At 59.1% G+C, this 13786-nt stretch carries 12 protein-coding genes; 6 read left to right on the forward strand and 6 right to left on the reverse strand.

From position 1 onward, the window contains the following. Nucleotides 1-71: 71 nt before the first annotated feature. The 3 genes from H0Z09_RS05480 to H0Z09_RS05490 all read right to left on the reverse strand — a co-directional run bounded on the left by H0Z09_RS05480 (nucleotide 72) and on the right by H0Z09_RS05490 (nucleotide 4530). Entirely contained in the window at nucleotides 72-3194 is a 3123-nt protein-coding gene (locus H0Z09_RS05480; RefSeq protein WP_186688243.1) for a DUF6543 domain-containing protein, read from the reverse strand. A 187-nt stretch (nucleotides 3195-3381) separates the two neighbouring features. Continuing rightward, the gene (locus H0Z09_RS05485; RefSeq protein WP_186688245.1) at nucleotides 3382-3648 is read right to left on the reverse strand and encodes a hypothetical protein; all 267 of its coding nucleotides are present in this window, start codon (nucleotides 3646-3648) and stop codon (nucleotides 3382-3384) included. 168 nt (nucleotides 3649-3816) lie between these two features. Beyond that, nucleotides 3817-4530 (reverse strand): SIMPL domain-containing protein, encoded by a 714-nt coding sequence (locus H0Z09_RS05490; protein ID WP_186688259.1) that lies wholly within the window; start codon nucleotides 4528-4530, stop codon nucleotides 3817-3819. Nucleotides 4531-4735: 205 nt separating this feature from the next. Between H0Z09_RS05490 and H0Z09_RS05495 the strand changes: the two genes are divergently transcribed. From H0Z09_RS05495 to H0Z09_RS05505, 3 genes are all read left to right on the forward strand, one after another. Beyond that, a complete protein-coding gene (locus tag H0Z09_RS05495; RefSeq protein ID WP_186688262.1) occupies nucleotides 4736-5998 on the forward strand; it encodes an ATP-binding protein in 1263 nt (420 codons plus the stop codon). Then, on the forward strand, nucleotides 5991-6551 hold the full coding sequence (locus H0Z09_RS05500; RefSeq protein ID WP_003171731.1) for a response regulator transcription factor: 561 nt from the start codon (nucleotides 5991-5993) through the stop codon (nucleotides 6549-6551). The genes H0Z09_RS05495 and H0Z09_RS05500 overlap by 8 nt, the downstream gene beginning before the upstream one ends. A 98-nt stretch (nucleotides 6552-6649) precedes the next feature. After that, nucleotides 6650-8374: an ABC transporter ATP-binding protein/permease gene (locus H0Z09_RS05505; RefSeq protein ID WP_186688265.1), complete on the forward strand. Its 1725-nt coding sequence runs from the start codon at nucleotides 6650-6652 to the stop codon at nucleotides 8372-8374. A gap of 194 nt (nucleotides 8375-8568) precedes the next feature. Here H0Z09_RS05505 and H0Z09_RS05510 read toward each other — a convergent pair whose 3' ends face one another. After that, a complete protein-coding gene (locus tag H0Z09_RS05510; RefSeq protein ID WP_017138275.1) occupies nucleotides 8569-9006 on the reverse strand; it encodes a DUF1043 family protein in 438 nt (145 codons plus the stop codon). Nucleotides 9007-9153: 147 nt separating this feature from the next. Here H0Z09_RS05510 and H0Z09_RS05515 point away from each other — a divergent pair, with 147 nt between their 5' ends. The 3 genes from H0Z09_RS05515 (at nucleotide 9154) to zapE (ending at nucleotide 12334) form a co-directional block, all read left to right on the forward strand. Next, nucleotides 9154-9783 (forward strand): alpha/beta fold hydrolase, encoded by a 630-nt coding sequence (locus H0Z09_RS05515; RefSeq protein WP_186688268.1) that lies wholly within the window; start codon nucleotides 9154-9156, stop codon nucleotides 9781-9783. A 24-nt stretch (nucleotides 9784-9807) separates the two neighbouring features. Next, nucleotides 9808-11160, forward strand: coding sequence for a tryptophan--tRNA ligase (locus tag H0Z09_RS05520; RefSeq protein ID WP_186688271.1), 1353 nt, complete (start codon nucleotides 9808-9810; stop codon nucleotides 11158-11160). Nucleotides 11161-11239: 79 nt separating this feature from the next. Then, a complete protein-coding gene (zapE, locus tag H0Z09_RS05525) occupies nucleotides 11240-12334 on the forward strand; it encodes a cell division protein ZapE (protein ID WP_095014702.1) in 1095 nt (364 codons plus the stop codon). Nucleotides 12335-12394: 60 nt separating this feature from the next. Here zapE and H0Z09_RS05530 read toward each other — a convergent pair whose 3' ends face one another. Both H0Z09_RS05530 and H0Z09_RS05535 read right to left on the reverse strand, forming a co-directional pair. Then, nucleotides 12395-12604 (reverse strand): hypothetical protein, encoded by a 210-nt coding sequence (locus H0Z09_RS05530; protein WP_186688274.1) that lies wholly within the window; start codon nucleotides 12602-12604, stop codon nucleotides 12395-12397. 254 nt (nucleotides 12605-12858) lie between these two features. After that, on the reverse strand, nucleotides 12859-13779 hold the full coding sequence (locus H0Z09_RS05535) for a GlxA family transcriptional regulator (RefSeq protein WP_178114970.1): 921 nt from the start codon (nucleotides 13777-13779) through the stop codon (nucleotides 12859-12861). Nucleotides 13780-13786: the final 7 nt, after the last annotated feature.

Here is a 13786-nt window from a genome sequence, read left to right on the forward strand (position 1 = left end):
TCAAGGGCCTCAGGTAAGAGGCGATTGATCATGACGTGTTGATACAGACGTGTTGCGCATCGCCTGGATGTTTATAGCTCTTGCGTGAATAAGCTCCTCATGGTGGGCGCAAGGCTATTGCCAGCGTAGTCCCGACTCGTGAACTCACTGATCGTGTATTCCGGCACCGCCGGGTCGCTGCCAAGTGCTCGATGCCTGAAAGGGCTTGTGCCCCTGTTCAGGACGCGTTCCATCCCACGCTCGAAGGCCTGCGGACTGTCGAATGTCGCCAGGCCGAAGTTGGGGTCAAAGTAAAACCATTTTGGGGTTTCGCCTTCCATCTTTACACCGGCCAGAACGGCATGGTCCGTCGAAGTGATTCGCAGGGCCTTTGAGTCGGCGGCGTTGGCCAAGTCTGCAATGATTTCGCTATACGCTACCTGCTTGATGGGGGCCGCGTGGAAGTCTTCCAGTTCCGTCATCGCCTCTTGAAGCGTACTCAGGTTTTTTATGAAGTTGGCGCTGGCGGCATCATTGGGGCTGGCCGCCGCTTTGAATAAATTAGCCAGGAAGGTCCTTTCCTGTCCGGACTCAAGCGCCATCCCCATGGTATTGCTCATTGCAGCACATTCTCCCTGGGAGGCCAGGTTAGCCTGGCTCAGGTAAAACTCTTGAGGCATTGGCGTCACACTGCCGCCAGCGCTTTGTATATCGCGTTGAAAAGCGGGATAGGCTTCTTGAATCAATTTTATTTTCAGGCGTTCGATGGCTCGCGACAAGGTGCCGACTTCTTCGGCCGACCGCCAAGGTTCAGAGGCCATTTTCATGAGGTCGGGGAGGGTCATGGAGGGGCTGTACCCGGGCACATTGTTCAAATTGCCTGAATTATAGCCGTTATCAAAGTTTGCCCGGTTCTTCGGCGTGCGTGAGGCGTTGTACTTGTTTTGAAACTCCTTGAACTCATTTTTCGTGAGGCCGGGTTGCGCGTCCCCTTTGTTCAACCAGTTGTAAAGCCGATCGGTAAAGCCATTGATGGATTTTTGGCTCCTGGGGCTGACCGGTAACTTTTGCTCCGGCGATGCAAAAGGATCTTCAGCCTCCCCGGCGAAACCACCGACTGAAAACAGTGTATTGAGGACGCCATCGAAAGTCTTGGACGCTCCGTCCTTACGTTCTGCCTCGGTGTCGCCGGACGAGGCTTTTTCCGCGCCCAAGGCTACTTCGGCCAGGCCGGTGACGACCGCGATGGCCGCTGCCGGCGCCGCGATGGGTGCCAGCTTCGCCAATAAACCTGCGGCCACAGTAATGTCGTTGAGCCAAGTGTCCCGAATCACCTCGCTGTTGGACTTGATCACAACGTCGGCGTCGCTTTTCATGCGCTCTTTGGCAGACGTTGCCAGTGTGGAAAATACGTCCTCTTCGATTGCCGAGTGACTGTTATTGACCGCCGGGTCTTTCAATGTGCCGTTGGCCATCTTTTCAAAGTGGGTGTCCAGGCCTTCTGTCTTGTCGCCTACGTGGGTGAACCACAGAACGGGCATCAACACTTTTGCCGCGCGGGCAGCAAAGCCGGCTTCATGGTCCTGGCGATAAATCAACGGGAAATGCGCGGCCAACGCTTCGCGCTTTTTTGGATCCTGGGTCTGCTCAACGATCCATTGGTTCAGTTTTTCCAGAGAGTCGAACCTCAGAAAGGCCGGCTCGGCGCCTGGTATGTAGAGCACCTGGCGGCCATCGTCGGGCGCGCTGAACCGCAGAATGTCACTGGAAGTGAAACCGTGGATGTTAAGGGCATGTACCTGGACCTGGTCTTTTGCCGGTGCCTTGGCCTTGAGTTGTTCGACGGTCAGTGGCGTTTTTTCATCAATTGGCAGGTTGGAGGCTGCACCCATCACCAGGCGGTAATCTTCGTGGCTGAATTTATGCTCGGGGGCTTGCAGTGTCCGCTCGGAGGTTGGCCTGGCTTCATTGGCCTTGAGTTGCTTGCGGGCCTGGTTGACGAATTCGCCTTTGATAACGGTCTCATAGTCGCTGGTCTGAGTATTCCAGAAATGGTCGATTTTCTGAGTCATTTGCGCCTGGAAGTCAGTTTTCCAGCTCGCGTGCATGAGCGCGGACGGCGCGAGGGGGAATTGATTGTGGGCCCCATATCCGTCCATCGCGCCTTGGCCGGGACCGTTCATGTATAAGCCGGCTTCCTGATCCAGATTGCCGGGAACACCATCATGCTCGTTGAAGTTTTTCAGCAAGGCGTCCGGCAAGCGCTGCGAGGAGGCCAGGTCGTCATCACTGTGTTCCCAGCCTGTCACGGTGGCGGTGTCAGATGAGAGTGGCGTGTTGGCGCCTCTGAAGCGATTCAAGTAGATCGTGTCCGCATCCACCTGTTTACCGGTCAATTGGAAAATAATCTGTTCTGCCCATTTTTTCGCTTCCGCCCGTGTATTGGGCAGGTGGGTGCCGACGTTGACGGCCAGGCGCTTATATTCCAATGCCTGCGGGGCATTGCGGTAGTAGATGGCGGCTTGTTGTTTTTGTATGTCCAACGCTTGCGGCGAGCGGCTGCCGGCAGGGCGCGCGCGGTCGTCGGCGGCAATAGGGTCAAAGGCATCCTTGTCTTGCAACTGCCTGATTTGCGCGTTGGCCTGGGAGGGGTTGGCGGGTAGCGGTATGCCCTGAAACTTCGCCACCACCTTTGCACTGACCTCAGTGAAACCATCGCGTAATCGTACGCGTAAAACGCCCTTGTCCTCTGGCCAGATGACTTTCGCTGCGGCTAAGATCGGGCCTGACACTTGCCCCCAGCCTGATGCATCAGAGAGTGAAAAGGTTTTCACTGTGCCACCCGCATCGGCAGACAGGGTGCCTTTGAACGGATCGATAGAAAGCAGGCTAGTGGGGTCGATTTTCTGCTCGCGCAACCAATTTTGAACAACCGGATGCTCCAATTGCGCGCGGTACAGTTCAAGCCACTGGCCCAGGGTGCTCTGGGGCGGGACCTTTACCAGCCCCGCATTGCCGTGAAGCGCTTTGCTTTGCACGGCCTTGAGGTAGGCATCGAGCAGCGCTTTCTCGTGAGGGGATACGGATGCCGCCGCGCCCGTTTCTGTTTGCGTTACCTGTATAGGGGGTGATTTGGTTTCCCTTTTCGACCGGGTCGATACATCGCTGATGTGCTGTGACGGTAAAGAGGTCGCGTAGTGGGAAGTGATAGACATGTTGGGGCCTCGTAAACTAAACAAACGTATGTGCAGTACTCCCTGTCGCTGCGGCATGGTTTGAGTAACGAGGGCCGGGTTGTGGGTTCCGATGAATACGCTGCGATATATGACGTGGCCGACTCGGAAAAAATCCGTCCTCTTTGTCCGCACAACTGTAGAGCACGCCAGCCAGAGGGGGCTGTTTTCAAATCTTCATCCGGTGTCGGTGATGGAGGTTATTTTTGCCATGGCCACTGGCGAGTGCCTCGTGGGCCGATGCCTCGTGCCACTCACCATCGGCGTTGGAATGCAGGGTCATCACCGGCTTACGGGTGTGTGGGTCGATGACCTGTACGTAGTCGTCGCGCAGTTTGAAGTCGCTTCGGATCTTATAGACTTTGGGTGTGCCTGTGGCGTCGGTGTAGCGAATGAACCACCGGTCCGCGCCGGAAGTACCTTTGACCTGATACATGTTATTTGAATTGCGTGTGGCCCCTGCAATGGGACGCAATGGGCGTCTTTCAGGGTTCGCTATGTGCGTGGGAAATCTACCGGTAAGCGTTCCGCCGTCCTGGGGGCGAACAAGTTGCATAAAAAAACGGCGCATACCCGAGGCAGCGCCGCCTTTTCCTATTGCATGTTATTGCAGGACTTCAATCACTCCCTCGGCACTCATGCCAACCTGGCTGGTGCCGGCTTCCACTTGCGGCGCCGGAGCTGAATCCATGGCCTGGGCTTTCATCATCATCGCCCCGCCTCGGGCAAACGGCTGTGGGTAACCATTAGTGTTGAAGTTCAGATTCACGATTTTGTACCCCTTGCCGCCCAACGCATCGGTGGCCAGTTGCGCGCGGGCCTTGAACGCGGCGACTGCGTCCTTGAGCAGGGCATCTTCGCTGCTCTTGCGCGTTTCGTCGGCGATGGCAAAGTCCATGCTGTCCATTTTCAAGGTGTTGAGGAGTTCACCGGTCAGTTTCGAGAGTGCCGGGAAATCGGCGCTTTCCAGGCGCAGTTCGGCGCGCTCACGCCAGCCGGTGATCTTCTGGTTCTTATTGTCGTAGATCGGGTAGCTGTTGCGGCTGCCCTGGCGCAGAGTCACGTCCTTGACTGCGCGGGCCTGGTCCAATGCCTGGTTCATGGCGGTGGTGATTTCGGCGGCGAGCTTGGCCGGGTCGCTGTTCTGGGATTCGGTGTACAGCGTGACGATCATCTTGTCGCGCGCCACTTCCTGGCTGGCCTCGGCGCGCAGGGCAATCTGGTTGTAATGCAGCTCATCGGCGGCCACGGCTGGAAGGCTGGCCAGGACGCTGGTGCTGAGGGCGATGACGGCTGCGCTGCAAATGAAACGAGGCATGAGAGCTCCTTGGGGTATGAGTGCTGGTTAAGACTGTAGACGGTGGCGTCGGGTTCTTCGGGTTTACACATTACCTACAGGTTGTAGCGTCGCCGACGAACGGTCGTTCGCCGGGCCTGCGGCAAAGAGCCACACGGGCCGTGCCAGCAGGCCGGCTTCGTTTATACTCCTGCCGATCCGCCTGCAGCGCTCACCGGGAGAGCACATGCTCGCCGCCGTAAAATTGACTTCCGCCACCCGCCAGAACCTCTGGCGCCTGACGTTCATTCGAACCCTGGTCCTGGCCGCACAGGCCGGCTCCGTCGGGCTCGCCTATTGGTTCGACCTGCTGCCCCTGCCGTGGCTGCAACTGGGCGTGACCCTCGGTTTCTCCATTGTGCTCTGCGTATTCACCGCCATCCGGTTGCGCACCACCTGGCCGGTCACCGAACTGGAATACGCCCTGCAATTGGCCTGCGACCTGTTTATCCACAGTGTGTTGCTGTATTTCTCCGGCGGTTCCACCAATCCGTTTGTTTCTTATTATCTGGTGCCGCTGACCATCGCCGCCGTGACCTTGCCGTGGCGTTATTCGGTGGTGCTCTCGGGCATCGCCCTGACCCTGTATACCCTGCTGCTGGCGCAGTTCTATCCGCTGCAAACCTTCCCGATCGCCCGGGAAAACCTGCAGATCTACGGCATGTGGTTGAGCTTTGCGCTGTCTGCCGCCGTGATCACCTTCTTCGCCGCGCGCATGGCCGAAGAGCTGCGCCGCCAGGAAGAACTGCGCGCCATTCGCCGTGAAGAGGGCCTGCGCGACCAACAACTGCTGGCCGTCGCCACCCAGGCCGCCGGCGCCGCCCATGAATTGGGGACGCCGTTGGCCACCATGAGCGTGCTGCTCAAGGAAATGACCCAGGACCATCACGACCCGGCCCTGCAGGATGACCTGGGCGTGTTGCAGGAACAGGTCAAGCAGTGCAAGCAGACCTTGCAGCAACTGGTACGCGCTGCCGAGGCCAATCGCCGCCTGGCCGTCGAGATGCAGGACGTGACCCAGTGGCTCGACGAAGCGCTGAACCGTTGGCACTTGATGCGCCCCGAAGCCAGTTACCGTTTTCATCTGCTGGGCCAGGGCAGCGTGCCGCGCATGGCGCCGCCACCGGATCTGACCCAGGCCCTGCTCAATCTGCTGAACAATGCCGCCGACGCCTGCCCCGAGGGCCTTGGCGTAGAGTTGGATTGGGATGCCGAGGACGTGACCATCAGTATTCGTGACCACGGCGCGGGCGTGCCGTTGGCCATCGCCGAGCAGATCGGCAAACCTTTTTTTACCACCAAGGGCAAGGGCTTCGGCCTCGGCCTGTTTTTGAGCAAGGCCAGCGTGACCCGCGCGGGCGGCTCAGTGAAGCTCTATAGTCATGAGGAAGGTGGCACGCTCACCGAGCTGCGCCTGCCCCGTGTCGCACGAGGAGATATCGATGAGTGACGAGATCCAAGTCGAAGGCGAAGAACTGCCGCACCTGTTGCTGGTAGATGACGACGCCACCTTTACCCGCGTGATGGCCCGCGCCATGAGCCGTCGCGGTTTTCGCGTGAGCACCGCAGGGTCTGCCGAGGAAGGCCTGACCATCGCCCAGGCCGACCTGCCGGACTACGCCGCGCTCGACCTGAAGATGGACGGCGACTCCGGCCTGGTGCTGCTGCCCAAGCTGCTGGAACTCGATCCGGAAATGCGCGTGGTCATCCTCACCGGGTACTCGAGCATTGCCACCGCCGTCGAAGCCATTAAGCGGGGCGCCTGCAACTATTTGTGCAAACCGGCGGACGCCGACGACGTACTGGCTGCCTTGCTCTCCGAGCACGCCGACCTCGACACCCTGGTGCCGGAAAACCCGATGTCGGTGGACCGCCTGCAGTGGGAACACATCCAGCGCGTGCTGACCGAGCACGAAGGCAATATCTCCGCCACCGCCCGCGCCCTGGGCATGCACCGCCGCACCTTGCAGCGCAAACTGCAAAAGCGTCCGGTACGACGCTGAACCTAAGCTGAACAGTCTGCTTCAGGCCGTACGGCGCCATGAACCGATCCCCTATGATCGGTTCGAACGCCTGTAAGTTTTCCTACCGAGCCTGAACGATGAATCAGAACGCTGAGTACTCCGCGGTCAACGATGCTGTGCGTGGGCGGTTTTTCCGCCGAACCTGGGCGATGATCACACCGTATTGGCGCAGTGAAGAGAAGGGCAAGGCCTGGTTGTTGCTTGGCACAGTGATCGCCCTGTCGCTGTTCAGCGTGGCGATTTCGGTGTGGCTCAACCACTGGTACAAGGATTTCTACAACGCCCTGGAGAAGAAGGACACGGCGGCCTTCTGGCAATTGATCGGCTATTTCTGCGGTATCGCGGCGGTGGCCATTCTTGGCGCGGTGTACCGCCTGTACCTGACGCAGATGCTGACCATTCGCTGGCGCGCCTGGCTCACCGAGAAGCATTTTGCGCGTTGGCTCGACCACAAGAACTTCTACCAGCTGGAGCAGGGCGGTTACACCGATAACCCGGACCAGCGCATTTCCGAAGACCTCAACAGCTTCACCTCAAACACCTTGGGGCTGGGCCTCGGGCTGCTGCGCAATGTCGTCAGCCTGGTGTCGTTCTCCGTGATCCTGTGGGGCGTGTCGGGCAGCATTGACGTATTCGGCATCACCATTCCCGGCTACATGTTCTGGTGCGCATTGCTCTACGCCGGTGTCGGCAGTTGGCTGACCCATTTGATCGGCCGTCGTTTGATCGGGCTGAGCAACCAGCAGCAGCGGTTTGAGGCGGATCTGCGCTTTTCCATGGTACGGGTGCGGGAGAATGCCGAAAGCATCGCGCTGTACAACGGTGAACCGAACGAAAAGCAGCGTTTGAGCGCGCGGTTCGGCAGGGTCTGGCATAACTACTGGGACATCATGAAAGTGACCAAGCGCCTGACGTTCTTTACCGCCGGCTACGAACAGATTGCGATCGTCTTCGCCTTTGTCGTGGCGGCGCCGCGCTATTTCGCGGGCAGGATCGAATTGGGCGAGCTGATGCAAATCAACTCGGCGTTCGGCAATGTGCAGGGCAACTTCAGTTGGTTCATCAGTGCCTACACCGACCTGGCCGCCTGGCGCGCAACCAGTGATCGCCTGCTCAGCTTCCAGCAGGCCATGAACGACAACGAGCAACGTCCGGCGACTATCGATGTGCACGCGCAGGGCGATCGCCTCGTGGTGCAGGGGCTGGGCTTGAACGTGGCCGATGGTCGTCACCTGCTGACGGACGCCAACATGTGTGTGGAGCCGGGTGAGCGCCTGATGCTCAGTGGGCGTTCCGGCAGCGGTAAAAGCACCTTATTGCGCGCGATGGGCCATTTATGGCCTGCGGGGCACGGCAGTATCCGCTTGCCGGCGGCGCGCTATCTGTTCCTGCCGCAGAAGCCGTATTTGCCGATTGGCACGCTGAAGGCGGTGTTGAGTTATCCACAGGACGAAGACGTCTATCCGGCAGAACGTTATGCACAGGTCCTGCAAACTTGCCGCCTGCCGCATCTGGCGGGTCGGCTGGATGAAGCCAATCACTGGCAGCGCATGCTCTCGCCGGGTGAACAGCAACGCCTGGCCTTCGCCCGCGCCTTGCTGTTTGCGCCGCAGTGGCTGTACATGGACGAAGCGACGTCGGCGATGGATGAAGAGGATGAAGCGACGCTGTACCAGGCGCTGATCGATGAGTTGCCGGGGCTGAGCATTGTCAGCGTCGGGCATCGCAGCAGCCTCAAGCGCTTTCATGGGCGGCATGTGCGCATTGAAGGCGGGTGGTTGCAGGAACAACCCGTATCCTGAGGCAGGAGCGCGGTCAAACTGTGGGAGCGGGCTTGCTCGCGAATGCGGTATGTCAGTCAAACCATCTGTGACTGGCCCACCGCATTCGCGAGCAAGCCCGCTCCCACATTTGGATCTCCACAAGGCTTGAGGTCATCCAACAAAAAGCCCGGCTGATCATCGATCAGCCGGGCTTTTTGTGTGCTTGAAGCGCCTTACTTCTTCAAGCCGTAATGCTCATCCAGCATGCCCGGGGCGTTCGGCGTCTTTGGCGCGTAGTCCCGTGGAGGCTCCTGGTTTTCCCGGGGTGGGGTCAGGCGTTCCCGTGGCGCTTGCGGTGCATCGGAATGCAGCGCGGCCAGCAGACGCTGGCGGGTAATGTCGTCGAGGGCCAGGCGGTTGGCGCCATCGGCGAGGTGATCCTGTACTTCCTGGTAGCTCTGGGTGAGCTTCTTGACCAGGGTCGCGGTGCTGTTGAAGTGGGTAACAACCTCGTTCTGATAACTGTCAAAACGTTCCTGAATGTCATCCAGCTGACGCTGCGTGCGGTTAGGCGCGGCATTCGGCAGCAGGCGAGCAACCAGGAATCCAATGGCGACACCGGCAACCAGGGCAAGAGTCGGCAACAACCAAACTAAGAGCGAGTGTTCCACGAGTCCTTCCTCTATAAACGGCTTTGCTTTACGTTAACGGCTCGGACCTGCGCTGTATACCGCGATTAACCTCGCAATGATGCCATGCACAGACTTTTAGCTAGACGAGTCGACCCTTTGAGAGGTCACGGAGTTCATCTCTTGCTCATGCGTGAAGCCCCTGTTTTGATCGATGGCCCGGTGGGCCAATTGGAAGCCCTGTACCTGGATCACCCCGAGCCACGTGGCCTGGCGCTGATCTGTCATCCTAACCCGGTGCAGGGTGGGACCATGCTCAATAAAGTGGTCTCGACCCTGCAACGCACCGCCCGCGATGCCGGATTGATTACTTTGCGTTTCAATTATCGTGGCGTCGGCGCGAGTGCCGGTACGCATGACATGAGTACCGGTGAAGTCGACGATGCCGAAGCCGCCGCCGCCTGGCTGCGGGCAAAACATCCCGACCTGCCGATCACCTTGCTCGGCTTTTCATTTGGCGGTTACGTGGCCGCAAGCCTCGGTGGCCGTCTGGAAGCCAAGGGCGAAAAATTGTCCCATTTGTTCATGATTGCGGCAGCTGTGATGCGTCTGCGCGATACCGACGTGCTTCCCCAGGGCTGTCCCTTGACGCTGATCCAGCCGGAAACCGACGAAGTGGTCGACCCGCAGCTGGTCTACGACTGGTCCGCGGCCTTGAATCGCCCCCATGAGCTGCTGAAAGTGGCAGAATGCGGGCACTTTTTCCATGGCAAGCTCACCGATCTCAAGGATCTGGTGCTGCCGCGCCTCTCGAATTGACAGCAGTCTGATAAGCGATTACCCATGACGACGCGTACCCGTATCCTCACCGGCATCACCACCACCGGCACGCCCCACCTGGGCAACTACGCCGGTGCGATCCGCCCGGCGATCCTTGCAAGCGAAGACGCCAATGCCGACTCCTTCTACTTCCTGGCCGACTACCACGCCCTGATCAAATGCGATGACCCGCAGCGCATCCAGCGCTCGCGCATGGAAATCGCCGCGACCTGGCTGGCCGGTGGCCTGGATGTGAACCGGGTGACGTTCTATCGCCAGTCGGACATCCCCGAGATCCCCGAGCTGACCTGGCTGCTGACCTGTGTGGCCGCCAAGGGCCTGCTCAACCGTGCCCACGCCTACAAGGCCTCGGTGGACAAGAACGTCGAAACCGGCGAAGACCCGGATGCGGGCATCACTATGGGCCTGTACAGCTACCCGGTGCTGATGGCGGCGGACATCCTGATGTTCAACGCGCACAAGGTGCCGGTCGGCCGCGACCAGATCCAGCACGTGGAAATGGCCCGCGACATCGGCCAGCGTTTCAACCACCTGTTCGGCAACGGTAAAGAATTCTTCACCATGCCCGAGGCGTTGATCGAAGAAAGCGTCGCCACCTTGCCGGGCCTGGATGGCCGCAAGATGTCCAAGAGCTACGACAACACCATCCCGTTGTTCACCAGCGCCAAGGACATGAAAGAGGCGATCTCGCGGATCGTCACCGACTCGCGCGCGCCTGGCGAAGCCAAGGACCCGGACAATTCGCACCTGTTCACCCTGTACCAGGCGTTTGCCAGCAAGGCCCAGGAAGAAGAATTCCGTGGCGAACTGCTGCAAGGTTTGGGCTGGGGCGAGGCGAAGAATCGCCTGTTCCAGCTGCTTGATGGCCAGTTGGGCGAAGCCCGCGAGCGTTATCACCAACTGATGTCGCGCCCGTCGGACATGGAAGATCTGCTGCTGGTCGGCGCGAAAAAAGCCCGTGCGGTTGCGGCACCGTTCCTGGCCGAGCTGCGTGAAGCCGTGGGCCTGCGTTCGTTCGTCAACGAGACTGCGGCGCCGGTCGCTACCAAGAAGAAAGCCGCGAAAGCTGCGCGCTTCGTGAGCTTCCGTGAAGACGACGGCAGCTTCCGCTTCCGCCTGTTGGCTGCTGACGGCGAGCAATTGCTGCTGTCGCGCAACTTCGCCGACGGCAAAGCGGCGGGCGCGGTGACCAAGCAATTGCAAAGCGGTCATTTGGACATACGCACCCAAGCCCAGAGCTTCAATGTGTGGCTGGACGATGCCGTTGTGGCCGACAGCGCCGAGTTCGCCGACAGCGCCTCCCGCGATGCCGCCATCGCGGCCTTGCGTATCGCGTTGGCCCGTTCCGAGGATTAACCCGACCAAGGGTTGATTGCCATTATCCGGGGCCGTCGTTACAGTGACGGCCCGTTTTTGTTGCCTTGCTAACGAAATTATGACGCCCCTAGAACGATATCAAGCTGATCTGAAACGCCCTGAATTCTTCCATGACGCTGCCCAGGAAAACGCGGTGCGTCATTTGCAGCGCCTGTACGACGACCTGGTCGCGGCCTCGCAAAGCAAGCCGGGGATGTTCAGCAAGCTGTTTGGCAAGAAAGACCACACGCCGGTCAAGGGCCTGTACTTCTGGGGCGGCGTCGGCCGTGGCAAGACTTACCTGGTCGACACCTTCTTCGAAGCGCTGCCGTTCAAGGAAAAGGTCCGCACCCACTTCCACCGCTTCATGAAGCGCGTGCACGAAGAGATGAAGACCCTGCCGGGCGAGAAGAACCCGCTGACGATCATCGCCAAGCGTTTCTCCGAAGAAGCGCGAGTGATCTGCTTCGATGAGTTCTTCGTCTCCGACATCACCGATGCCATGATCCTTGGCACCCTGATGGAAGAGCTGTTCAAGAACGGTGTGACCCTGGTTGCTACCTCGAACATCGTGCCGGACGGCTTGTACAAGGACGGCCTGCAGCGCGCGCGCTTCCTGCCGGCGATTGCGCTGATCAAGCAGAACACCGAGATCGTCAACGTCGACAGCGGCGTCGACTACCGCCTGCGTCACCTGGAACAAGCGGAGCTTTTCCACTTCCCGCTCAACGAAGCGGCCCACGAAAGCCTGAAGAAGAGCTTCCGCGCCTTGACGCCCGAATGCACCCAGGCCGTGGAAAACGACAAATTGATGATCGAGAATCGCGAAATCATCGCGCTGCGCACCTGCGATGACGTGGCCTGGTTCGAATTCCGCCAACTGTGCGACGGCCCGCGTAGCCAGAACGACTACATCGAACTGGGCAAGATCTTCCACGCGGTGATCCTCAGCGGCGTGGAGCAGATGAGCGTCACCACCGACGACATCGCGCGACGCTTTATCAACATGGTCGACGAGTTCTACGACCGCAACGTCAAGCTGATCATCTCGGCTGAAGTCGAACTCAAGGATCTCTACACGGGGGGGCGTTTGAACTTCGAGTTCCAGCGTACGTTGAGCCGCTTGCTGGAAATGCAGTCCCACGAGTTCCTGTCCCGTGGGCATAAGCCTTAGTCCTGCTGCAGATGAAAAGCCTGCAAATTTGCAGGCTTTTCATCGGGTATTGATCAGTTGCTACTCGAATTTTTTTTTGGTGGGGCCAGATACTTGTCGCCACTCTGGTCCTTTGCGCTTATACACGGCTCCCTCCTCGTCAGTCATGTAGGTATTGTCTTCTCTTTCTTCCTCTTCTCCTTTTTTCTTCTTCTTTTTGTCTTTTTCGTCCATGGGCGTCTGGTCCATGCTTGGGTATACAGGGGATGTATTGCCGGTGATGGAAAGCATAATGAGTATCCAGTAAAGAAGTGGATTTGAACGGGCCTTTTTTAAAGCCTATGGGCACTTAGGAGATCTTCTCCTGTGGGTAATGTGCCCGCTCCCTGCATGGAGTGAATTCATTTTTCTCTTGGTTTGCTGTAGGCATTGCACGTCATAACGGGTCTGAATACGCGAGTGCGCTTGTAGGAGTGTGTCGGACTTTGCGCTAAACCCCGCGCCATTGCGGTTTCGCGGGGTCTTCGTATGCCTGTAGGGCGTGGCTAGGCAGCCTGCTGGAACTGCTGCCGATACTGGTTCGGCGACAACTCCGTGTGCTGCCTGAACAGCCGCGCAAAAAAGCTCGCGTCGTCGTAACCCACTTCGTAGCTGATGGTCTTGATGCTCTTGCGGCTGCCCGAAAGCAGTCCTTTGGCCGTCTCGATGCGCAGCCGTTGCAGGTAATGCAGTGGCTTGTCGCCGGTGGCGGTCTGGAAGCGGCGCATGAAGTTGCGGATGCTCATGCCGTGTTCCCGGGCGACATCTTCGAAGCGGAATTTGTCGGCGAAATGCTCTTCGAGCCAATGCTGGATCTGCAGGATGATCACATCCTGGTGCAGCTTCTGCCCGCCAAAACCGATGCGCCCCGGTGAATAGCTGCGCTGCACTTCGTAGAGAATGTCGCGGGCCACGGCCTGGGCGATGTTGGCGCCGCAGAAGCGCTCGATCAGGTAGATATAGAGGTCGCAGGCCGAGGTGGTGCCGCCGGCGCAATACAGGTTGTCGGCGTCGGTGAGGTGTTTGTCCTGGTTGAGCTGCACCTTGGGGAAGCGTTCGCTGAAGGCGTTGAAGAAGCGCCAATAGGTGGTCGCCTCCTTGCCGTCGAGCAGACCAGCTTCGGCCAGCCAGAACACCCCGGTGGCTTCGCCGCATAACACGGCGCCACGTGCATGCTGTTCACGCAGCCACGGCAGCACTTGCGGGTAGTGTGTGCACAAGGCATCGAAGTCATCCCAGAACGCCGGCAACACGATGATGTCGGCGTCTTCCAGGCCGCCATCCACCGGCATGATCACATCGCTGAAACTGCGCACCGACTTTCCGTCGGGGCTGACCAGGCGCGTTTCAAACGCAGGGGTCAGGCCCAGGCCTTGTTGCTTGCCGTAACGCAGGCTGGCGAGGTGGAAGAAATCCTTGGCTTGCATGAGGGTC

This window comes from Pseudomonas sp. SWRI18 (assembly GCF_014268345.1).
GTDB classification, from domain to species: Bacteria; Pseudomonadota; Gammaproteobacteria; order Pseudomonadales; family Pseudomonadaceae; genus Aquipseudomonas; species Aquipseudomonas cedrina.